Below are 22415 nucleotides of genomic sequence, written 5' to 3'. Positions count from 1 at the left end.
TAAACAAACATAAAAAAAGCCCCTTGCGGGGCTTTTTAACGTTCGGACAAAAACTAAAGTGCTACGTTATGTACACGTGCTTTCTCTTTAATATAAGAGATATAGCTTTTTGCTGAACGAGCAGTCTTCTTATCATCCGCGGCTTTAAGTGCACGGGAATAAGCTGACTTATATTGCTTCAAGTTAAGATAAGCTAGCGCTAGCTCAAATTGAGCTTCACCTGGGCTATCTATACCTGCATCAAGTGACTTCTTCAGTGCTGCAACAGCGGACTTAGACTTACCATCAAGAGAGAGAATTCTTCCCTGTCTTAGGTAGTACTTACCATTGTTTTCAGCAGCACCAGCTTTACCGTAATACAGAGCAGCTTCTTTTAACTCTTTCGCGTTGTGAAAGAAACCAGCCAAAATCGCAAGAGTCTTTTCACTCTCTTTGATTAGACCTGATTTTAGATGCTTCTCATATATCTTAGCAGCACGGTATGGCGAACCATTTTGTGCAAGTAGCTGAGTTAGACGAGTAATGTTACCCGCAGTCTCAAGAAAGCCATTCTTGTAAGCAAGATCATAGGTCGCTAGCGACTTAGTGTACTTTTCAGTCATCAGATAGAACTGAGCTAACTGAACCCAAAGACGTTTATCGTCTTGGAAAAGTGGCACCATTGTCTCTAGCACTTTAACCGCTTCTGGATACTTCTTCTGGTTGAAGTAAGCAGTTAGCTTCATCTGGTAAAGACCTTTATCAGGCTTATCAGAGAGAGCTAGACCTTTATCAGCAACTTCAAGGACCTTATTCCACTCTTTTTGCTCAGAGTAACCAATACCTATACGACGATAGACTTGAGCATCCTCTTTACAGGTAAACTCCATCCACTTGTAGTAATAAGTAATTGAATCCTTGAAATTCTTCTCTTGAATCAACAAGTCGGCGTAAAGTCTTAACGTTGCAGCGTGATCACCACCACCTAAAATATCAGCTTCTACAGCTGTCTTTAGGTACTTGATTGCTGTACCCATCTGAGCTTTTTCGGCGTAAAAGTTACCCAACATACGGGCAATATACGCTTTGTCGAAATCGTTCTTAGGATTCGCTTCAAGCAAAATAGCGATAGCTTCGTCTACATTGCCTTCCTGGTACGCAACGAAAGATTTTTGTACTTTCTTTGCAGCACTTTGGCCGACAGCTTTTGACTTACGCTTCTCGATAGGACATTTCTCTGCAGCTGATGCTGTAGGAATCGCCGCTACACTTCCACCTAGAGAAAGCAATAATGCTGCTGCAATGCTAGTTGTTTTAAAACTAAGTTTACGCATCCTTATCTGCCTCCTTTATCTAAGGTAAAGTCCAACTGAACTGTCATACCTGGTTGTTTAAGTGCTTTCCCGTCAACAATCTTTGGCTTGTACTTCCACTTTTTAAGTGCACGTCTTGCTTCTTTATTAAACAAACGCTTTGGTTCAGCCTTGATAACTTTAACGTCTTCAACACCACCGAGTTCGTTAATTGTAAAGCTAAGTTGTACCCAACCTTCTTTACCATCACGAGCTGCTGCTATTGGATACTGAGGTTCGATACGCACGATAGGTGTAGCATCACCATCACGTGTCATCATGTTACCCAGTTTAAAGCCTGTATTGGCACCACCGGCTGCTACACCACCCATGTTAAATGACATATTTGTATCAATGTCAGATGAACTGTCAGGCGGAGTTGTATCCGGCTTAGGGGGCTGCTCTGGCGGCGTTGGCGGCTTCGGCTTTACCCTTGGTTTTTTCTGCGCTGATGCATCATCTTTGTTCATGGTAATTTCAATGACAGGAGTTTCTGTCGAGGCATCGTGGCGGGTTGGACCGCCACCTACCAAAAATGCCATGAAAACAAACAAAGCAAAAGTCACAGCAGCACCAATGATTAGTGATACTATTCCTCTTAGCATATTATTCGTTCCCCGCCGATACAGAGATCTTATCAATACCAGCTGCTTTCACATTATCCAAAACTTTGATCACTAAGCCATGCTTGGCTTCTTGGTCCGCTTGAATAAGTACAGCAGCTTCTGGTGCTTCTGCAAGCATACGTTCAACGTTTGCAGTTACACGCTCGATATCAACTTGACGGTTTTCCATCATGATGACGCCAGTCTTGCTTACACCAATAAAGATGTTAGCTGAAGGCTTCTTCGTCGCTTGTGACGCTTCAGGCTTGTTATAATCAAGGCCTGATGGCTTAACAAACGATGTTGTTACAATGAAGAAGATAAGCATGATAAACACGATGTCGAGCATCGGTGTCATATCAATCTCAGCTTCCTCTTCTACGTTTGAATGCTTTCTACGTGCCATAATCAATCTCTCTCTAGTGGTGCGGCAGGCTGTCTTTTAGCTTTTCTAGACTGATTTTCATCTTAGCGTCAAGACGAGTACTAAAGAATACTCCTGATAACGCTGCAACCATTCCAGCCATAGTTGGCATGGTCGCCATTGAAATACCAGCTGCCATCATACGAGCATTACTCGTGCCATGAACTGCCATCACATCGAATACTGATATCATACCGGTTACGGTACCTAGTAGACCTATCATAGGACAGATTGCAACTAGTGTTTTGATAAGCAGCATACGTGCCGTTAAGTCTTGCTTCGCTTGGGATACCCAAGCTTCACGGATGCGGTGTGCATACCAAGAGGTTGAATCCTCTCGTGCTTCCCATGCGCTAATGATTGCTTTATGTTCCTTTGGTGATACCCAATTCAGATACCAGTAACGTTCAAGCATCAATACCCACATGACAAACAATACAGCCGCTACGAGCCAGAGGACGTCGCCTCCGGAGGCCATGAAGCCCCTGACGGAATCCCAGATATCCATCAGGAATAACATTAGGCTTTCCTCTTCTCAGCGTGTGAAGCAACAATACCCGCACTTTGCTCTTCTAGAACTTGTACGATTGACTTGCTACGAGCGATTACGATTGCGTGCATAAGCATTAGCGGTAGTGCAGCAACTAGACCCTGTACAGTAGTCATAAGTGCCATAGAGATACCACCAGCCATAAGCTTAGGATCACCAGTACCGAATAACTGAATGCTTTGGAAGGTCGCGATCATACCAGTTACAGTACCAAGTAGACCCATCATAGGTGCGATTGCAGCTAGTACCTTAATGATTGAGATACGAGTCTCAAGCGCTGGCGTCTCTTTCAGAATTGCTTCATCAAGTTTCAACTCAAGCGTTTCAACGTCAACATCTTTGTTGTCTTGGTATGCCTGAAGTACACGGCCAAGTGCGTTATTACCTGGGTTATCAAGGTTCTTACGCTGAGCCTTAACTTTAGCACCGATAACACCTAGTGAAACTAGACGCTCAATAGAGATAAGTGCACCAAGAATAAGTAAACCGATAATGATGTAACCAATGGTTCCACCAGCTTCAATACGCTCTTCAATGGTTGCTTTCTGTGTGAAGATGTTTAGTAGAACACCACGTGCAGGGTCAATATAAAGATTGGTTGCACCAGAAGTAGTACTTTCGAAGTTACCTACTGTCTTAACCTGGTAACCATCAGGCTGCTGTGAAAGCTCCTGAATGAGGTTAAGGTCAGCGTTGTAAACAACATACTTACCATCTGCTAGAAGGTTGAATGGGCCAACACGAGTAATAGTAGTGTTATGAACATTACCGTCAATCGTAGTTACAGCACCGTCAAACTTAACAACTTTTCCAGATTCAGCCATTTCAAACAGCTGCTCTTCCCAGAAACGCTCTAGCTCATCAATTTTTGGAAGCTGCTTACGCGCACCAAGGTCAGCGATGAATACATCGCGGCCAGGGTACTGTGCAGAGACGTTAGAACCTGCAAGTTTACCTGCGAAGTCACCAGCATCACCTTTAACAACACCAAACATCTCACCCAAGTCACCTTGAGCTGTTTTTAAATCTTCCTCTAACTGACCGATTTTACGCTCGTTATCAAGGAAAGCTTGGTTTAAGTCTTTACCACGCTGTCTTTCGGCAGCTAGGGCATTTTTTTCACGCTTAAGTAGAGCCGCTTTATCGCCACGCTCATTCTTAAACTCTTGCTCACGCTGCTTGTTTGTCTTAGCAGCATTTGCACGGTCAGTTTGAACTTGCTTAAGCAACTGATCGATAGTTTTAGGAGCATCTGCAGCGCTAGCAATACCTGAAGACATAGCCAGGGTTGCAGCAACGATTGCTGTAGTAATTAACTTCTTCATTATTGTGCAGCCTCCGCAGCAGGAATTGGTAACGAGAATAGATCCGGTGCACCCTGTTTACGTGCAATACGGATACCTTTAGTGATCTCACGTAGCGTACTATCTGCTAGAGGATCCCAAGCTTTAGTTTCGTCGTTAAACATCCAAGCAGAACGCTGATCTAGGCTCATCGCATATAGCGATACGCGTCCGAAGTTGAAGAAGTCTACTAGTACTTCTTTACCGTTTAGCTCTAACTTACCTGTTTTAACAGATAGTGTAGCGCCGTATTCACGCTCGATGCTGTAAGCATCAAGAATTAGACGGTACTTTTCAGCTAGAGTAACTTCAGCACTGTTTAGTAGTGTTTTAAGATTGTTCACACGCTCAACACGTACTTCTTTGTTGAATGGTAGATCCAGTTCAACGAACTGCTCTAGTGCATCAACCATCTTAAACATTAGTGGAACAACACCTTGACGAAGAGAGTCAACGCCATTGATGTCATCTTGAATTGATTTCATTGTAGCTTCTTGGTCTGCAACCAGACCTGCTACGTAATCGTTGTAAGATTTTAGTGATTCGCGCTCATCAGCAACTGAACCATACTCGAACACCATGTCCTGAGCTTGGTCAAAGTACTTATCGACTTTCTTTTGAGATGTCGCTGCTTCAGCGTGAATTTTGCTGTCAGCCTTCTGAACGTCAGAAAGTGGATCTGCAATCACTAAGTTTGAGCCTGCTAAGGCTAGTGCGCCTACGAGCGCTGTAGCGATTTTTGTTTTATTGCTTACCTTGGACATAGTTCCCAACCAATTTGAAGTAAAATTAAAAAGGTTTAACTTATTAACAACACGGAATTCCGCTTATCTTTGCGAGAATTTCCTGCTCATAAGTATGTCTTTCTCTTGTGATTGTTAATTATTATCTTATTTTTCTACACCGCTGGGGTGTAGCACCGCTGGCATCATTTCACAAAATGTTGACCTGTGTCAACAATTGAAACGGGATAAAACTAGTAGAAAAGGAGCGTAGAGAGCGGAAAAGAGGCAAGAGGCAGTTTTTTGGACAAGTAAGTAAATTATATATTAACAAGAACACTATACTAATGGGTAGGTAAGAGATGCTAGTAACTGAAATTATAGGAGTTTATAGCAGTTAACACCTTGTTATTACTTTTAACATAAAATTAACCTTAACTGGTTACACCAGTAAACAATATCATCGAAATTTAATACAAACTCGCTCAATAATTGAATTTATAACTCTCTTAAGTAACTTATAATGAATATCAATATGCGCCCACCATCAATCTCACACCTATCAAAAAAACGAGATACAGATCACATTGAAATAATCTGTATCTCAGCAATATTTTACAGAATTCAAGTTACAAGAAAATGATCTCTAAATTATTCTATCGAAACAAATCTTAGCGCCTTTAGTCCGGTAATTGGTTAACATAAGTTAATGACCAAAACGCTTCATATCAAAAGCAACGGTTATCCTTTCACAAGTCGCTAAAACAGGATTGGTTCCATGCCACATATAGGATGGGAAAACAGCTACTGACCCCTCTTTGGGACAAATGTAATAATCAGGCTCCAGTTTAATCCACCGACTTAGCTCTGGTTGCCCTAGCTTTAACCAACCTTGACCGCCTGTTTTTACAGCCTCTGGAACTGAAACATAGTAGCAAGCACTAAACTCCCCCTCACTATGGAAATGATTTAAATGGTGTCCCCCCTCATTAAGGAGCACAGACCATGAACCGAAGTAGCTGTAACTTTTATAGTCTATAACAAAAGCGGGATGATTGGAGTCTAAGGATATCGATTCAAAAAATGTATTGAGCACTGGCTCAATTTTATCCTCTAGCCTATCAACTGATGCAATTTCAGCATCAAATAGCTGCCCATCTGTTTGTGTTCCATGCCTTAACGACTGCTCTAACGGGTGTTTCTTAGCCCTATGTATCTCAATAAGGTCACGCTTTAATTCGTGATTTGAATTGCAGTCATCATTCACGGTAAAAAACTTTACTAGATTGTCATAATCATAAAGTTCACTGTATTCTTCGCTCTTTGCATTTAAGCGTAGGCAAGTCGCCAATAACGCTCTCCATCCTTGATTTTTGGGTGAGCCAACAACAAGTTCTCGTGCAATATTTTCAGCTGCTTCATATTGTTTTAGGCATAAATAAGTGATTGCTTTCTCATTTAATACCCCAGCTAATTTTTCAGCATGTTTGGGTATCCGCTTTAACGTCTTTATTGCTTTATCAAAATCCCCTAACTCCCTTTCTAAATAAGCTTGAATAGTGAGTGCTTCTACATGACTTGGATTGTGCAATAAAAAAGCTGGCAGCTTTGCAGCAGCTTTTGTTAATTCATCATTTTTTATAAGTTTTTTTACAAAGCTTAGGGTTAAAACATTTGTGGGTTCTCTATCATAAGCTTCACTAAAATGACTAAACGGCTCCTCTAACTCAGCAAGCCACTTGATCTGAAAGAGTGCATTATGTATGCCTGTATCAAATGGCGCTTTTTCTAACTGTTCAATCAAAATACTTATCGCTAATGCTATTTGGCCTTCATCAGCGATAACAGAGGCGTACTTAACTATAAAAACTTTATTCTCTGGTGCCTTCTCTATGCATTCTAAAAGCAAACTCGCTGATTTTTCCAGTTGCTTGCTTTGCGCATACTGACAAGCCAAGGCATAAAGGACTTTAATAGAGTCAGGGTACATATTGAGAAATCTATCTAACTCATATAAGGCCGCTTTATACTCACCCAAGCCAACTAAACATTGAGCTAAACCAATAACGGCATCTTGATGATTTGGCTTTAACTGGTGAGCTATTCGATATGATGTTAGTGCATCAGAATAATCTAACTGCCCTTGAGTTAATCTGGCCAAATTATAATGAGCATCGAAATAGTTACCATCAATATCTATAGCTTGATTTAATAGCCCCTTGGCTTTGGCTACAGCATTATTATCTAACAGCATATTTGCATACGAACAAAGGTAACCCGGCAGTTGATGATGTTGGATTAAGATTTCAAAAAAATAGATACTTCTATCAACCTCTTTTAAATGTCGATAGCTGACTGCTGTAAAAAATAAAATATTGGGTTCACGAGGTGCGATTTCATGGAGGACTAATAGATGTTCTAACGCTTCTTGATAACTGCCTTGCTTAACTAGGTTTACTCCCATTTGAAGCTTTTGATTCGCTAGTTTCCTGTCCATACAACCTCACTGTCACGCTAATCTTACTGATAAATTAGCATAAAAAAGGCCAGCATAAGCTGACCTTTTATAAGCTTTTTAACTATTTTTTAGAACGTTACATTAACTCGAGCATACCAGTACTGACCAGCAGTATCATATGAAGCAGGGATAGTGTTCATATCTTGGTTGTTTGAGATGTAAGGTGCATCTTGGTCAAACAAGTTTTTGATACCTAAAGTCAGAGAAGTATTCTCAAGTACGAAGTAAGTACCTTGGATATCGTGATAGAAAACTGCATCAGCGATATTATCTAGGTTATCTTCACTTGCGAAGTAATCTTCACCTTCTGACTGGTAACGTGACTGCCAAGTAACACTCCAATCATCCATTACGTAGTTAAGCGTTAAGTTTGTGCGCCACTGTGAGAATACTGCAAGCGTAGTTTCCCACTGATCCGCTGCAACCTTACCAGCAGTTTCAACTTGCTCAGCACCGTCAAATGGTACGTAGTTATACTTATCTAGGTAAGTACCGTTAAGTACTGCACCAAAGTCACCTGAACCAATTTCAGTCTTGTATGAGATATCGAAATCGACACCACTAGTTTGGAACGTAGACAAGTTAGCGTTAGTTAATACAACACCAGCTACTGGACCAAGAGCTGTACGGTACGGAGATGTAGCATGCGGTGCATCGCCAGTACGTCCAGGACCTTCAACGAAGTCACATAGTGGGCTAGAGAAGTTAGCACTTTCCCAACAGCCAGATACGATATTATCTGTACCAGCTGTACCGATACCATTAGTAATTTCGATATCAAAGTAATCTAGACCGATGCTGAAACCACTGTCATGGCTGTAAACAACACCAAGCGTTAAGCTGTCAGACTCTTCAGGCTGTAGCTCTTCGCTACCACCAACGATTGTGCTTGACTGATTTGAAGATAGTTCGAAATCTCCTGGTAGACCTTCCGCAGCACAGTTAGCTTTAACTGTCGCGCTTTGGCTGCCACTACCATAACCTTCACATGGGTCGTTATAAGCTAGGTTAGTTTCTGACTGAGGAGCATATAGCTCAGAAACACTTGGCGCACGGAAACCTGTAGCAACAGTTGAGCGAAGTAGTAAACCTTCAATCGGTGCCCACTCTAAACCAAACTTAGTATTTGTAGAGCTATCGTCTAAGAAATCAAAATCAGAGTAACGGATAGCAGCAGTGAAACGTAATGAATCAGCAAACGCTACACCAGAAAGAATTGGGAAATCCATCTCTGCATATAGCTCATCTACTGAGTATTGACCTTCAGTAGCTTCACCAGCAACACTATAAATCTGACCAATAGATGCAGCACCATCTGGTGTGCTTGAGTACTCTTCCCAACGCTTCTCATAACCAGCACCGAACATTACTTCGCCGCCCTGAAGCTCTAGACCGAATAGGCCACCAGAGATGTTTGCTTGTAGCTGGCGAGTCTCACCACGTACAATTGGAGAGTTTGGAACAAATGCATAGTTGATCATATCTTCAGAAAGCGTACCCGCTTCTGTAATATTCCACACTTCTGGACAATCTGCATCAGCATCACATAAAGCTGGATCGAGTAGCGTATCGATACGAGTCGGGTTTACACGACCTTCATCAAGACGTGCATCAACGAAACGTGCGAAGTTATATGAAATATCCCAATCGAACTCGTCAAAAACAACACCTTCTAAGCCTGCAACCATACGGTAATCAGAGAAATCCTGAGTAAATGCACGACCCGCTGTTTCGCGAAGACGACGTACAACGAAGATATCCTCACCTACTGGGTTATAAGGGTTGCTCGCTGGCATAGTTGGACCCCAGAAAGTACCTTCTGGTGCCATTAACTGGTCTGACTTACGGTTTGTAAAACCACCTTCAATGAACGTGCTTAGTGTATCTGTAATATCGAAACGACCGGCACCGTTAATGCTGAATACTTCTTGTGGCGTTACCATGTAACTTGTCGTTGCATAGTTAAAGCCATCAACAGCCTGGTCAAAAGGACGAACCTCACCAGTTTCAGGATCTTTTACGTGTCCACTGTAGTTGTCATTGAAGAACTGACCGTAAGGAATTGTACCTGAACCACCACAAACCTTCTCACCATCACGCTCAAATATTGGACAATCAGCGAAGTCACGATCACCTTGAAGAATCTTCTTACGTTCAGTGTATTGTAGAGAAAGAACAACATTACCACGGTCGCTTGATGCACCAGTAGTTAATGATAATAGTGATTTTTCACCATCGCCTTCACTTGTTTGATCATACTGAGCTTGGAATTCAACACCTTCAAAGTTTTGCTTAGTGATAAAGTTAATAACACCAGCAATAGCATCAGAACCATAGATAGTAGATGCACCATCACGTAAAACTTCTACACGCTCAACATAAGCAGTTGGGATTGAGTTCAAATCACCTGATGCAAAACGACGGCCGTTAATTAAAACAAGCGTACGTCCTGAACCTAGACCACGAAGTGAAGCAGTTGCGAAACCACGGCTACCGTTGTTTACAGACGAACCTTCAGCGCCACCGTTAATAGCAGGAATATTCTGAACGAAATCTTCCATTGTAGATACACCAGTAGCGGCGATATCAGCTGCAGAGAATACAGTGATCGGGCTAGCGGTTTCTAAATCAGTTCTTTTAATTCGTGAACCAGTAACTTCAATGCGCTCTACTGACTCTTCTTCAGCTGCGATTACTGTTGGAGCTGTAAACGCTGCTGCTGCTGCTCCACTAACTAGTGCGAAACGCACTGAATTAGCTAATAAGCTATTCTTATACATGTTGTTTCTCCCTGGACTCTTATTTTTTATTTTTTGTAAAATGTATCCAACGCAACACAAAGTGTTACCCAGAAGTACATTTGCAAACAAATAAGACCACATGTGAAACATTTAAGCAACAAGCTCGCACCACTTTTTACATCAGTATTAGTTTAACGGTCACTTTCCATACGATTGGCTATTTATTCATAGTGTTAACTACAGATTTCTTTAATAACATTATTCAATGAGTCTTCAAAAAAGATGTGAGAGTATTGAAATAACAATCAAGTCAAATCAAAAAAAACCGAGGGAACAAAGAGATACATAGACAAAATTAAATACTTTGGCCATCAGCTAGTTTTTATCTTCCTAAGTGCTGACTCACGAAGGGCGGATTCTTAAAAAGTAATTTGTTATGTACATATTGATCATAATATTGCAAAAGCTCCATCTTACGTAAACTTTAGTGTACGCTTAACTCCTGATTTTGTTATGAACAAATTCATTTACATTTGCTATCAGTCTTGCAATCTTACGAGCCTTGAAAATCAAAGGCTTTATTTAGCCCATAAAAAAACGCCCATATAGGGCGTTTTCTAAAAACTTAACAATTAAGCTTACATGTAGTATCTGATACCGATTGCTACACCATCATCTTCATCTGGAGTTTGGTTACCAGCATTAAATTCGCTCATATCTTTACGCGCTTCTAGGTAAAGCATTGTGCTGTCATCCCACACAAAGTGAAGACCTGCTACGATGAACTGACGCTTAAACTCGCCATCGTTATAGAACGCTTCATAAGCATCACCAGCTTTTAGGTAGTTATAAGCGAAGATAGGCTTAAGACCATTCTCAAACTTGTAGCTAAATAGTGATTCTAGACCTACAGCATCATGCATTAAACGTCCCATGTTATCTGTGTCATGGAATTCGTTTTTGTTGATGTTCACTGCAGCATAAAAACCTGGCTCTTCGAAGCCGCCCCAAGTTAGACCAGCACCGTAGATGTAATCTGTTTCAGAGATACCTTCGCCAGAAACCATAGTACCGTCAAACTTACCTAAGTTAAAACCAGCGGTAAGAGTCAACATATCAGTTGCAGCGTAAGTGATAGAACCACCAACAGTGTTGTTGTATTCAACTGTTGCTATCGTTTCGCTAGTAGAAGCCGTTGAGCTTCCAGTCATAAAGTTTTTCGCAGCAGTCGGGAAAGGAGAAGGATTGCCATCTTCTGAGTTATCAGTTAGATCAAAGCTATCTTGCTTTAGCTGTACTTGAAGACCGAAGCTAACGTCACCGAATGCATTACGGTATTGAACAGTGTTATCGCCACGACCAGTACCATTAACTGCACCGTCTGCTTTATTGTATGTGTAAGTACCAGATGCGTTACCATCCCAAGTGTTTACAAGGTTAGTGTTGTAAACTACGTCGTACCAAACACCCCACTGCTTACCAATAGACAGCGAACCATATTTGTCATGTGCAAGACCAGCGTAACCAAGACGGTTGTTTAGGAAATCGCTGCTTTGAGATTCAAAGTTACTTTCACTGCTGTAAACAATTTCGCTGTTACCGAATGGGTTCACGCCCCACTCAAGTTTTGCAAATGTTTTCCAGTCACTGCCCATATCACGAGTAAAACCAAAGTTAATACGTGATGAGCCGTTTACCACTTCTGTAGCACCCTGAGTGTTGATGATGCGAGCATCCATCCAACCACCAATTTCTACTGCGTTTTTGTCGTCTTTATAAATTTCAATTGCCGATACTGACGGGACGAATATAGCGGCAGTTAATGCCGATGCTACTAAAGTTTTTTTCATGTGATGTCTAACCTTTATGTTTTCAGTCTGCTTGGTTCTATTTTGTGTCATTCCGTCGTTCGATGCCTTCCTAGTTGCCAGTGAGATTAGCAAAAGATTAGCAATCACTCAAAGACGAAAGTCACAAAAACTATGCGTTTTATCATCATTTTAACCAAGAAAACCCTTTGATAGCAGCGGATAAACCGTTTGTTAACATAATATCAGAACAATCTTAAGATCATGCTCACTATATTAACGACATCTGCTTTGATGCAATATCTGAGAAACGTTGACTAAGTATGCTCAAAACAGGCTCAGCAATAGGCTCGAGCTGCTTACTAAGGTAGTAATGATAATCAATTAATCCTTGGCGGAAACTGATAGGTTCTGCACCATTTAGAGTGATGACATAATCAACCTTAGCGCCTTTCTTTGAAAACTTGTCCTCTCCAGTGTGTTGATGCATTAACTTAGCCGCTTTTATATGCGGGGATGATTTAGCTGTATAATCTTCTATATCTCTGCGCAAGCGTTTAGAAAAAACCAATTCAGCATCTAGCTTACCTTGCATCAGGTCGTTCACTACATTTTGTAGATACTCCATAAGATCTTGTTTTGCGAATAGGCGATAGTAAAGTTCTGCCTGCACACGCCTTGCAAGCGGACTCCAATCACTCCTCACCTGCTCCATACCTTTAAACACTAACTTAAGCTCATCATTTGAGTCCGTAAAAGCACCTACGTAACGCTTCTTTGACCCTTCAGTTGAACCGCGCAGTGTCGGCATAAAAAACTGTTCAAAATGGGATTCAAATTCAAGCTCTAAAAAACAATCAAGCTTCATCTCATTAAAAAGCTTATCTCTCCATTTAGCATTAATAGTTGCTACGATTGAATCACCAATCTGCTTAACTTCCGTTTTTACAGCTTCATTCCCTAACCAAACAAATGTTGAATCGGTATCACCATAGATCACTTGATAACCCAGCTCCTCTATCCAAGCACGAGTTTGCTTCATAATCTCATGACCCCTTAAGGTAATAGAGCTGGCCAACCTGGCATCATGGAATACACATCCTTGGGAGCCTAAAACCCCATATAATGAGTTCATGATTATCTTGATGGCTTGAGATAAAGGTTTGTTCGCTTCAAGTTTGGCCTCTTCGCGCCTTTGAGCCAGGGTTTCGATTAATCCTGGTAAAATGGGTGAATGACGGCTGAATCTAGCGCCAATAAAGCCTTCAACAGTCTCTATGTCATCCTCTGTGAGTCCAGTCACTAGGCCTTTAGGATCGATAAGGAAGGTTCTAATAATAGATGGGTACAGACTTTTAAAATCCAGTACTAATACATCTTTATATAAACCTGGAATTGAGTCCATGACATAACCGCCTGGACTTTCAAGCCCTTTGCTTGTTGCCATAGCTGGCGCTACAAAGCCCGATCTATGTAAATGGGGCAGATATAAGTTATTAAATGCAGCAACTGAGCCACCAACGCGACCAAGTTCTAGTCCTGTTAGCCTCGAGCGTTCTATTGCAAAATCGAACAACTGCGTTTTTTCAAATATCTCCCAAACAAGACGGCTGTCAGTAAGGTTATAATGAGCCAGCGCTACTTTATCATTGTTAAACAGCTCGGTTATCTCTCCTCCTCGATTATCTACGCCTTTCTCCCCACTGGGCAGCGCCTTGCCCTCGTCAAGTAATGCTCTAGACACAAACTCTAGGGAAAAACTGTCAAATTGATAAAAGGCGGCCCTTAACCAATCTATGCCATCAAGCACGACCCGCCCAGGTAAATTAAGGGTTTCAGGCCGAAACTTATCCTGAACTTTCCAAGAAAGCGGCAAACCTCCCCTACCTATTACTAACTTTATTCCATGGTGGTTTGCCCTCCTATATAGAAGAGCAAGGTCGAAAGTAACGACAGCCCAGCCGATAATGATGTCAGGATCGTATTGAGTAAACCAATCTATCAATGCATGGATTAGGGCCACTTCACTCTCCACCCACTCTATATACTCCGCCCCCTCAAGTGCTTGTTGCTCCTCAACTTGAGCAACCATAATCACCTTGCTATATGTTTCGCCGTTATAAACACCATATAGCCCCACAGAGTAGAGGACGCCAGCCATGCTACATTCAAAATCGAGTGAAATCGCAGAAAGAGGAATATCGAGAGAAGATTTACGTGCTCGCTGCGCTGAAAATTGCGGCAGGTTTGGTTCAGTGTTAATAAAGCTACCAGCAAACTCAACATCAAGCGCAATATAGCGCTCAATAAGGTAGCGATGCTCTGGTCGAATATCCGTCTCAAATAGCCGAATATTGAGGTCAACAGCCATTCTGGTCAACTGTCTAAATACCTGTGACGAATGGCAATATAAAGCAGTAACAGGTTCATGAGTAAACGTTTTCAGCGCTAGCTGTTGTACTTTGACTTGCAATATCCCTAGATGTGGCTCAAGCAGATTAAACTCTTCGGTTGAGCAAAAACACACATACTCTCCCTGAGGCACTTTGACTAGCACAGGACCTGAGTGTGTCTTTATATAGTAGTGGAAGCTAAGTTCGCCTGAGTGTGTGACCAAATGCCGAGTTAAAATTCGACCTGTCACAGTCTCAGAGGTGGGGATAGTCATATTTGAGTTCTAACAATGAGTGTCTTCCATCATTCACAGATTACTATATTCGGCTCACTTGATAAACATGATTACCTTTACCTCTAGTTATTAACTGTTATTATATACAGCACTATTCTTCTTGCCTGTACTTTCATGCTATCCGCCGACGTTAAGACTCAGATCCGTTCTATATATAAAGGTATCGCAGCTGCTCTGCCCGACTTTCGCTCAAGACGCGAACAGAACTATATCGTTGCAGAGATATCCAAAACGCTTGCAGGAGAATATGACAAACACCGTCGTATTATTGTGGTTGAAGCAGGAACAGGTATAGGCAAGTCCTTAGCCTACATCTTAGGCTCTATCCCACTAGCCTTAGCCAGTAAGAAAAAGGTCTGTATCGCAACGGCTACCGTTGCACTGCAGGAGCAACTGCTGCATAAAGATTTACCCTTTTTTTTACAACAATCTGAACTAGATTTTACTTTTGGTTTAGTAAAAGGCCGCCAACGGTATGTCTGTCTCTCAAAACTAGAGATGTTAATCGGATCAGACAACGGTACGCAGATGGCTATGTGGCAGACTAAGCCAGATAACAGCCAAGTTAAGCAGCTACAAGCTCTTCTAAAACAGTACCATGAAGGTCAATGGAACGGAGAGCGAGATACATTACCTGAGCAGCTCCCCGATCATCTTTGGCAGCAGATAGCCTGTGATAAACACAGTTGCCACCGCCAATTAGCTAGTCATCGCAATTGCCCTTTTCATAAAGCACGTGAGGATATTGATAACTGGGATGTGTTAATCGCTAACCATAGTCTACTTTTTGCTGATTTAGAGCTCGGAGGCGGTGTCATCTTGCCAGATCCTGAGGAGCTCTATTATATTATCGATGAAGCTCATCATCTGCCTACGGTTGCCAGAGATTTCTCTAGTGCTCAGTCAACACTGAGAGGAGCCATAGACTGGCTAGAAAAAATAGATAAAACCTGCAGCAAGCTACAAAACCAAATTAAAAGTAATCACATCATTGGGCCAGCCCAAGCGATGCAGGACCATATTACAGATCTCTCTGGGCAGCTTACTCAAATCGCTCATTATTGCGATGGCCAGTTACCTCGTTTTGATAACCCAGAAAGCCGTTTACGCTTCGAGCATGGCAAACTCCCCGATGCCCTACTCAGTCAGGCTGAAAACCTTTCAACAGTATCAAATACTGCAGTTAAACAGTTCAACAAGATGTTGGTGTTACTCAGTGAAGCGATAAAAGATGGTGAGATCCCAAAACATCAAGCTGAGCAGTTGCTCACTGAAACAGGCTTTATGCTGCAGCGGCTCGAAAACCTGCAAAAGCTATGGAAGATGATGGCTAGAACCGATAATCCTAAGGGAGCGCCAATGGCGCGTTGGGCCGAGCTATTAACAGGTAAACAAACTGACTATCTCTTTAGTGCATCTCCTATCGAAGTTGGCTTTATGTTAGAGAAGTTACTCTGGGACAAAGCGGCAGGCGTGGTGCTATGTAGCGCAACCTTACGCGCACTCAACAACTTCAACCACTTTACTCACCAAGTTGGCTTATCAGTCAATGATGGCAGTCGCTTCTTAGCAATGGATTCCCCATTTGATTTTGAGCAAAATGCCACCCTGTTCTTACCTCAAATGGATAATGAACCAACGGATGAGAAGTTCACCGATGAACTAGCAGAGCAAATATTAGCCCTCATTGATGGTGAAATGGCGACGTTAGTGCTATTTGCCTCCTATTGGCAGATGGAAAAAGTAGCCGGTCTACTCGAAAGTAAAATCAAAACAGGCTTGCTCATACAAGGGACAGCTTCTAGGCAAGAGATACTCTCAGCACATAAAAAGCGTTGTGATAATCAGGAGCCAAGTATCATCTTTGGTACAGGCAGCTTTTCCGAAGGACTTGATCTTCCGGGAGACTATCTAACCAACTTGATCATTACTAAGCTGCCATTTGCAGTGCCAACCTCTCCAGTTGAACAAGCACATGCTGAATATATCAAGATTAAAGGTGGAAACCCCTTTCTACAGCTAACGATTCCAGATGCATCGCGTAAACTAATACAAAGTTGTGGTAGATTACTACGCAAAGAGCAAGATTATGGAAGAATTACCATTCTAGATAGACGGCTTATCAGTAAAAGGTATGGTAAATCTCTGCTCGATGCCTTGCCGCCTTTTCGCCGTGTAATTGAGTAGGATTAACTTTGGATTTACTGTTAGAGCCCAGTACTTGGGCCATTCTAGCTGCAATAGGCTTTATTGCAGGTTTTATTGATGCAATTGCTGGCGGTGGAGGCTTACTCTCGATTCCAGCTTTGTTAACACTCGGTATAACCCCCCACCTTGCATTAGGCACCAATAAGCTGGCGGCTAGTTTCAGCTCATCAATGGCGGCGTATACTTATTATAAGCAGAACCTGTTCGCACCTAAGTTGTGGTACCACACTTTTGTAGCCACCTTTATCGGTGCCGTAAGTGGAACGTTTATTGTTTATCTTATCGATAACCAATGGCTTGAAAAGATATTACCTTTAATGATCATGATCATTGCTATCTATACCTTACTCAATCCGAATGCCATGGGATGCAAAAGCAATCAACCACTAGACAAACCAGCTCCTCGATATAAACAGTGGTTACAAGGTTTCCCTCTTGGTTTTTATGATGGTTTCGCAGGACCAGGTTCTGGGGCCTTTTGGACGATAACTAGCACCAGTGTACATAAGATCCCCTTACTGCATAGCTGCGGTCTAGCAAGATCTATGACCTTTGTAAGTAATCTAACTTCACTGGTGATATTCCTCACACTTGGGCAGGTGAATATCCTGATAGGACTTTCAATGGGCTTATGTATGATGTTAGGTTCTTTCATTGGCGCTAGGACAGCTATTCACTATGGCGCCGAATTTATAAAGCCTGTTTTTATCACGGTAGTCATTCTTATTGCAGCTAAGTTAGCTTGGAGTGCTTGGTTATGAACACCAATGAACTATTAGCGCGATTAACTGCCCAATTAAAGCAACTTGAGCAGGAGGTATTACAGCATGATGCTAACTTACCTAAGCGCGAGCAAAAGCTACTGCAAGACGCTGACAGGTTTAATAACGAACTTTTCATCCAGTCTGGCGCTAAGCTTGCGCCCTGCATTGCTCAAATTGACAATAGTATTAAACAATTAGCTAAATTGATTAAAAGTAAGATATCTAATAATACTATCGCGTTAAGTTGCGAGCGTATTCAAGATAGGTTCACTGCAGTAAGACGTGCGCTTAACACAACCAATTTAGGCGTAAAATCTGCCGCACAGCAAAAAGCGTTTCGTATTGCAACAGCTAAGAAACGAAGAAACAAGGTACATGATGAAAGTGGGTTTAACTGGATTGCAGCAGGTGTTATGCATAATAGCCACCAACTGTATGAAGAGCTAAATAAACACCTGAACTGGGTGAGTACCTTTGAACAGAAAATCCTAAATTTGCAATCTGAATTGGAAAACTGTCATAGTGCTGACAAAATTCGGATGCAAAATGAGATCCTTTTGGTGCATAGACGACTCGGAAAGTGTCGTCAGGCTATCAGTTATATCGAAGATCGAATTCAAGCGTTTGAGCGTCCATTCTCTCAAACCTATAAAAGTTTTAAACGTTAAGGAGCTACAATGAAATCACTCATGCCAATCACAGCCATTATCGCCCTGCTTGGTTCCTCATCTGCACTCGCTGCAAATCTAAATATTCCTATGTCTTTTGAATATCTAGCTGTTGATGGTAAGAAGATTGATACTAGCCTTTTCAATCACAAGGCCGATCTCGAACTCAACAATGGAACACATAAAATTGCCATTCGTTACCATGACATGGTTCAAGATGATTTTAGTGACAGCGAGAGTTTTATTAAGTCCTCTCCATTTATTGTCACCTTAGATATCGATGGTGATTTTGATTACACCTTAATGCCTGCTGATGGCGGCATTGTGAAGCACCCGAAATCGTTTGCTAAATCTCCAGAAGTCGTCATTACACGTGATGATAAGGGAGCCGCCAGTTATACCATTGAGCAAACAGACTTCACAGAAGACTCCTTTGTAACCAGTTTATTTGGTACAGGAAACGGCCAAGATATAACGACCGCAACCACATCAGCAACAGCAGGCGCTGCTACTGCCACGAAAGTAACGGCTAGCACTCCAACCGCTCCTGTCAGTAAATCCGCACCTATCGCAGCCACTAGTGTCCCAGCTACATCTGCTGATAGCAACCCAGGGCATGCTGAGCAGATGCTGCAGTATTGGTGGTTACACGCCGACGAAGCAACACGTAAAGAGTTTATGAGCTGGGCAATAAAACAGCTATAAATGAATAACATATAGACATAGAGATCGTCAGACTAGCCAGCACATATTGCTGGCTTTTTTATAGCCGTTCCATAGAGGTAACTAGATTTGAGGCGTCATTAGTAAACAAGCGCTAAAATTATCTTAACAATATCGCAGTTTTCTGTTGCTGCAAGAGAGATATGGTTGCAAACTGAGCTATGTTTACTTGCCAACTGTACTAATCGGTATTCACACAAAAGGCAACTACTGTTACGGAGCATTTTTATGCAATTAGAAATTCGAAACTATTATGAAGTACTTTTGATGGAGTTACTGTCCGATGAGGGCTTACTCGATGAACTTCCTGAAGACTACCTTGCTGATCTTTGTTGTGTGACCTTAAATCAACTCCCAGTGAGGTACATAAGACACTTAGTTGATACCTATTTCTTTGAAGATTATAACGAGCTAGCCCAAATGAGGAGCGAAATACAAACCGCGTTAGAAAAGTCTCGCGCTTTTCTCAAAGCCAACCTCAACAAAGAGCATGATTAAGCATTTAGCAGGGGAATTATGCTGAGGTAGTTTTGCTTAGGTCATCTACCACTGAGTGCTTTGCATTTTGGTATGAGCTAGGTGATCGTTGCACTAGGAGATTTAGAGCTTCCTCTAGAACCAGACTTCAGTATGATAGCCACACGAGTCAATTGCTGCAGTTGCTGACTTTTAATCTAACGAATACGCGACATATCATATCAATTAACGATATCGATTGGTTAAGAGCTAACTAAAGATTGGTGTATAAGGGAGATTTGGAGGTTCCTCTAGAGCCACACTTCAGTATGATAGCCACACGAGTCAATTGTTGCAGTTGCTGACTTTTAATCTAACGAATACGCGACATATCATATCAATTAACGATATCGATTGGTTAAAAGCGAACTAAAGATTGGTGTATAAGGGAGATTTGGAGGTTCCCCTAGAGCCACACCCCGGCACACGAGTCGCTTGCTGCGGTTGCTCCCTTCCGGGCCTGGCCGAGTTCACAAGTTATCATTGCGGGGGGACCCTAAGGTCACCATTGCTTTCTTTAAGATAAACTCCTTAAAGAACGGCGAGCATTATCTACTATGCCCGCCAAGCAATCAAGCCCTAAAAGTTAACATAGGGCCAGTTTGCGACTGATTGCTGCTTCTATAAACAGATTGGCTATCATCTGTATTATAAACTCAGCACGGCTCTGTTTTTTTCCACTAGTTGGGGGCCAACTCCCTTCACATTGATCAGTTCATCAATATTTTTGAATTTTCCTTTACTCTCCCTATATTCGACAATCGCTTTTGCTTTTGATTCACCTATTCCCTTAAGTAAAACCAGTTGCTCGATTGATGAAGTGTTGATATTAATGATCTGGTGCTGCTTCTGTGATGAGGTTTGATTTTTTGTGGTAGATTTAGCTTGGCTTGCGGTATCACCAGCATAAACGCCCATTGAAAGTGTTACAGCCAAAAGTACTGCAGATACAAGTGTGCTCTTCATAGGTAACTCCCTGTTTAATTAATCCGTTAAATTGTGGCACTAATCCATTACTCCTTCGCCACAAACTAAATGTAGATCAATCCCGCATTTCTTGCCAATTATTCAGCCTCTAGCAAAATACACCACACGAAAATTGTCATACGTCACAGTTTTATCTTTTTAACATTGTTTCATTTTTGCTGAGACAAGCTGCTAATACTCCTATTTTGAAATTCAAAAAGAACAGTTCCGATCACATAGGTGTAACTGAGGTCACGTAAATAGTAAAAATCATAGAAGGATCACCTCATCACTTGACGATGAGTGTAATAAAGGCACTAACTAATTTAGTTTGCTGAATGAAACCTCTGAGTTATTTTAAATCCCATAAATAATAATGAAAATGGAAGGCTCAGCCAATGGAACAAATTGAACAAACCCCTACAGGGCAGCAAGCCGGAATTAGCTCTCCGCAAAAGAAGCTGATTATCCTTTTTGCAGATATCGCCCTTTTTGTACTTTTATATAACTTTCTTCCATTTGAGGAGGGGATCAATACAGGTCTCTCTATTCTCATCTTTGCTGCCATCCTATGGTTAACTGAAGCAATCCATATCAGTATCACAGCAATCCTTATCCCTATATTGGCTGTGCTGCTCGGAGTGTTTGAAACCAAAGTCGCAATGAGCAACTTTGCCAACCCGATTATCTATCTCTTTTTTGGTGGTTTTGTTCTTGCAGCAGCGCTCAACCATCAAGGCATAGATAAGCTAATCGCAGAAAAAGTATTAACAGCTTCAAAGGGAAAATTGAGTTCAGCCTGTATGTTACTTTTTGGTATTACAGCGCTGCTTTCAATGTGGATCAGTAATACCGCAACGGCGGCTATGATGCTGCCGTTAGCGCTTGGGATCTTGCAGCAGCTAGACTTTAAAGAGCATAAAAGTACTTACTTGTTTATGCTGCTTGGTATTGCGTACTCAGCCAATATCGGTGGCATAGGAACGTTAGTCGGCAGCCCACCAAATGCTATTGCAGCAGCACAAGTTGGGCTTAGCTTTAGCGAATGGTTAGAGTTTGGCTTGATCACCGTCGCACTGATGTTACCTAGCATGCTTATTGCGCTTTATCTATTTCTAAAACCTGATCTTTCATTGATTTGCAAAGTTGAAAAAACAGATAGCAAGCTCACCTTACAAGGTAAGTTAACCCTACTCATATTTATCACTACAGTGTGCTGCTGGATCTTTAGTAAACCACTCTCTCAAGCGTTGGGCGGAATATCTAAATTTGATACTGTCGTAGCATTAAGCGCCGTAGTCACCTTAGCGGGCCTTGGTCTAGTTGATTGGAAAAAAATTGAGCGTACGACTGACTGGGGAGTATTAATTCTATTTGGCGGTGGTTTAACACTTAGTGCTATTTTAAAAGCAACGGGAACCAGTGTTTTCCTAGCGCACACGGTAACAGATATCTTTGGTAGCACGCATATGGCGCTATTTACCTTTGCAGTTATCTTCTTCGTTGTCATGCTCACAGAGTTTGCCAGTAATACGGCCAGTGCAGCATTATTAGTACCTGTTTTCGCGGCTATCGCAGAGCCCTTAGGTTTATCGCCGATTATGATATCTGTGCTCATTGGTATCGCAGCTTCTTGTGCCTTTATGTTACCGGTTGCAACCCCACCAAACGCCATAGTGTACGGCTCAGGCTTTATCAAGCAATCAGAGATGATGCGTGCTGGTGTGATCATCAACTTCATTAGTATGTTGGTACTTTATGTTGTTTCTCACACATTCTGGAGCTTCTAAACCTTCGGTATAAGTTAACGGCCCATAACGTAAAAGCCGCCCTCTTTAG

Annotated in this window: 17 protein-coding genes and 1 other RNA gene; 6 read left to right on the top strand and 12 right to left on the bottom strand. The window is 41.9% G+C overall.

Going from position 1 to position 22415, the window contains the following annotated elements; genetic code table 11:
* Positions 1–53 precede the first annotated feature (53 nt).
* The 10 genes from BM736_RS03520 to BM736_RS03475 form a co-directional block, all read right to left on the bottom strand.
* Positions 54–1313 carry a tetratricopeptide repeat protein gene (locus tag BM736_RS03520; protein WP_076408665.1) on the bottom strand — a complete coding sequence of 420 codons (1260 nt, stop codon included), beginning with the start codon at positions 1311–1313 and terminating at the stop codon, positions 54–56.
* A gap of 2 nt (positions 1314–1315) precedes the next feature.
* Positions 1316–1936, bottom strand: coding sequence for an energy transducer TonB (locus tag BM736_RS03515; RefSeq protein ID WP_076408663.1), 621 nt, complete (start codon positions 1934–1936; stop codon positions 1316–1318).
* Between the two features lies 1 nt (position 1937).
* Entirely contained in the window at positions 1938–2342 is a 405-nt protein-coding gene (locus BM736_RS03510; protein WP_076408661.1) for a biopolymer transporter ExbD, read from the bottom strand.
* A 13-nt stretch (positions 2343–2355) separates the two neighbouring features.
* Positions 2356–2880, bottom strand: a complete 525-nt coding sequence (locus BM736_RS03505; protein WP_076408658.1) for a MotA/TolQ/ExbB proton channel family protein — start codon at positions 2878–2880, stop codon at positions 2356–2358.
* Positions 2880–4235, bottom strand: a complete 1356-nt coding sequence (locus tag BM736_RS03500; protein ID WP_076408656.1) for a MotA/TolQ/ExbB proton channel family protein — start codon at positions 4233–4235, stop codon at positions 2880–2882. Before BM736_RS03500 ends, BM736_RS03505 begins: the two co-directional genes overlap by 1 nt.
* A complete protein-coding gene (locus BM736_RS03495; RefSeq protein ID WP_076408654.1) occupies positions 4235–5017 on the bottom strand; it encodes a DUF3450 domain-containing protein in 783 nt (260 codons plus the stop codon). Before BM736_RS03495 ends, BM736_RS03500 begins: the two co-directional genes overlap by 1 nt.
* A 664-nt stretch (positions 5018–5681) precedes the next feature.
* A complete protein-coding gene (locus BM736_RS03490) occupies positions 5682–7472 on the bottom strand; it encodes a tetratricopeptide repeat protein (protein WP_076408652.1) in 1791 nt (596 codons plus the stop codon).
* Positions 7473–7561: 89 nt separating this feature from the next.
* Entirely contained in the window at positions 7562–10273 is a 2712-nt protein-coding gene (locus BM736_RS03485; RefSeq protein ID WP_076408650.1) for a TonB-dependent siderophore receptor, read from the bottom strand.
* A gap of 599 nt (positions 10274–10872) precedes the next feature.
* Entirely contained in the window at positions 10873–12084 is a 1212-nt protein-coding gene (locus BM736_RS03480; RefSeq protein ID WP_076408647.1) for a porin, read from the bottom strand.
* Between the two features lie 229 nt (positions 12085–12313).
* Positions 12314–14710 carry a DNA polymerase II gene (locus tag BM736_RS03475; protein WP_076408644.1) on the bottom strand — a complete coding sequence of 799 codons (2397 nt, stop codon included), beginning with the start codon at positions 14708–14710 and terminating at the stop codon, positions 12314–12316.
* Positions 14711–14845: 135 nt separating this feature from the next.
* Between BM736_RS03475 and dinG the strand changes: the two genes are divergently transcribed.
* From dinG to BM736_RS03450, 5 genes are all read left to right on the top strand, one after another.
* Positions 14846–16918 (top strand): ATP-dependent DNA helicase DinG, encoded by a 2073-nt coding sequence (dinG, locus tag BM736_RS03470; protein ID WP_076408641.1) that lies wholly within the window; start codon positions 14846–14848, stop codon positions 16916–16918.
* Between the two features lie 8 nt (positions 16919–16926).
* Positions 16927–17700: a TSUP family transporter gene (locus tag BM736_RS03465; protein WP_076408638.1), complete on the top strand. Its 774-nt coding sequence runs from the start codon at positions 16927–16929 to the stop codon at positions 17698–17700.
* Positions 17697–18371: a primosomal replication protein gene (locus tag BM736_RS03460; protein WP_076408636.1), complete on the top strand. Its 675-nt coding sequence runs from the start codon at positions 17697–17699 to the stop codon at positions 18369–18371. The genes BM736_RS03465 and BM736_RS03460 overlap by 4 nt, the downstream gene beginning before the upstream one ends.
* A 9-nt stretch (positions 18372–18380) precedes the next feature.
* Positions 18381–19076, top strand: a complete 696-nt coding sequence (locus BM736_RS03455; protein ID WP_076408633.1) for a DUF2057 domain-containing protein — start codon at positions 18381–18383, stop codon at positions 19074–19076.
* Between the two features lie 246 nt (positions 19077–19322).
* Positions 19323–19592 carry a late competence development ComFB family protein gene (locus BM736_RS03450; RefSeq protein WP_076408630.1) on the top strand — a complete coding sequence of 90 codons (270 nt, stop codon included), beginning with the start codon at positions 19323–19325 and terminating at the stop codon, positions 19590–19592.
* A 421-nt stretch (positions 19593–20013) separates the two neighbouring features.
* Here the strand turns inward: BM736_RS03450 and ffs are convergent.
* Together ffs and BM736_RS03440 are read right to left on the bottom strand one after the other, a co-directional pair.
* An RNA gene (gene ffs, locus BM736_RS03445) (signal recognition particle sRNA small type) lies at positions 20014–20110 on the bottom strand.
* Positions 20111–20258: 148 nt separating this feature from the next.
* A complete protein-coding gene (locus BM736_RS03440) occupies positions 20259–20576 on the bottom strand; it encodes a helix-hairpin-helix domain-containing protein (protein WP_076408627.1) in 318 nt (105 codons plus the stop codon).
* A gap of 398 nt (positions 20577–20974) precedes the next feature.
* On the opposite strand from BM736_RS03440, the gene BM736_RS03435 reads away from it, so the two are divergent.
* Entirely contained in the window at positions 20975–22366 is a 1392-nt protein-coding gene (locus BM736_RS03435) for a DASS family sodium-coupled anion symporter (protein WP_076408624.1), read from the top strand.
* The last annotated feature ends 49 nt before the right edge of the window (positions 22367–22415 follow it).

Origin of the sequence: Shewanella sp. UCD-KL12 (assembly GCF_001957125.1) — a bacterium.
Taxonomy (GTDB): domain Bacteria; phylum Pseudomonadota; class Gammaproteobacteria; order Enterobacterales; family Shewanellaceae; genus Shewanella.
Note: the sequence above shows the minus strand (reverse complement) of the source record. Positions and strands in the feature narration are given on the sequence as shown.

Coding starts and splice junctions, on each gene's coding strand:
- BM736_RS03510 (WP_076408661.1), bottom strand. CDS start 2,342: ATGGCACGTAGAAAGCATTCAAACGTAGAAGAGGAAGCTGAGATTGAT.
- BM736_RS03450 (WP_076408630.1), top strand. CDS start 19,323: ATGCAATTAGAAATTCGAAACTATTATGAAGTACTTTTGATGGAGTTA.
- BM736_RS03480 (WP_076408647.1), bottom strand. CDS start 12,084: ATGAAAAAAACTTTAGTAGCATCGGCATTAACTGCCGCTATATTCGTC.
- BM736_RS03455 (WP_076408633.1), top strand. CDS start 18,381: ATGAAATCACTCATGCCAATCACAGCCATTATCGCCCTGCTTGGTTCC.
- BM736_RS03440 (WP_076408627.1), bottom strand. CDS start 20,576: ATGAAGAGCACACTTGTATCTGCAGTACTTTTGGCTGTAACACTTTCA.
- BM736_RS03435 (WP_076408624.1), top strand. CDS start 20,975: ATGGAACAAATTGAACAAACCCCTACAGGGCAGCAAGCCGGAATTAGC.
- dinG (WP_076408641.1), top strand. CDS start 14,846: ATGCTATCCGCCGACGTTAAGACTCAGATCCGTTCTATATATAAAGGT.
- BM736_RS03520 (WP_076408665.1), bottom strand. CDS start 1,313: ATGCGTAAACTTAGTTTTAAAACAACTAGCATTGCAGCAGCATTATTG.
- BM736_RS03495 (WP_076408654.1), bottom strand. CDS start 5,017: ATGTCCAAGGTAAGCAATAAAACAAAAATCGCTACAGCGCTCGTAGGC.
- BM736_RS03500 (WP_076408656.1), bottom strand. CDS start 4,235: ATGAAGAAGTTAATTACTACAGCAATCGTTGCTGCAACCCTGGCTATG.
- BM736_RS03490 (WP_076408652.1), bottom strand. CDS start 7,472: ATGGACAGGAAACTAGCGAATCAAAAGCTTCAAATGGGAGTAAACCTA.
- BM736_RS03460 (WP_076408636.1), top strand. CDS start 17,697: ATGAACACCAATGAACTATTAGCGCGATTAACTGCCCAATTAAAGCAA.
- BM736_RS03505 (WP_076408658.1), bottom strand. CDS start 2,880: ATGTTATTCCTGATGGATATCTGGGATTCCGTCAGGGGCTTCATGGCC.
- BM736_RS03485 (WP_076408650.1), bottom strand. CDS start 10,273: ATGTATAAGAATAGCTTATTAGCTAATTCAGTGCGTTTCGCACTAGTT.
- BM736_RS03515 (WP_076408663.1), bottom strand. CDS start 1,936: ATGCTAAGAGGAATAGTATCACTAATCATTGGTGCTGCTGTGACTTTT.
- BM736_RS03475 (WP_076408644.1), bottom strand. CDS start 14,710: ATGACTATCCCCACCTCTGAGACTGTGACAGGTCGAATTTTAACTCGG.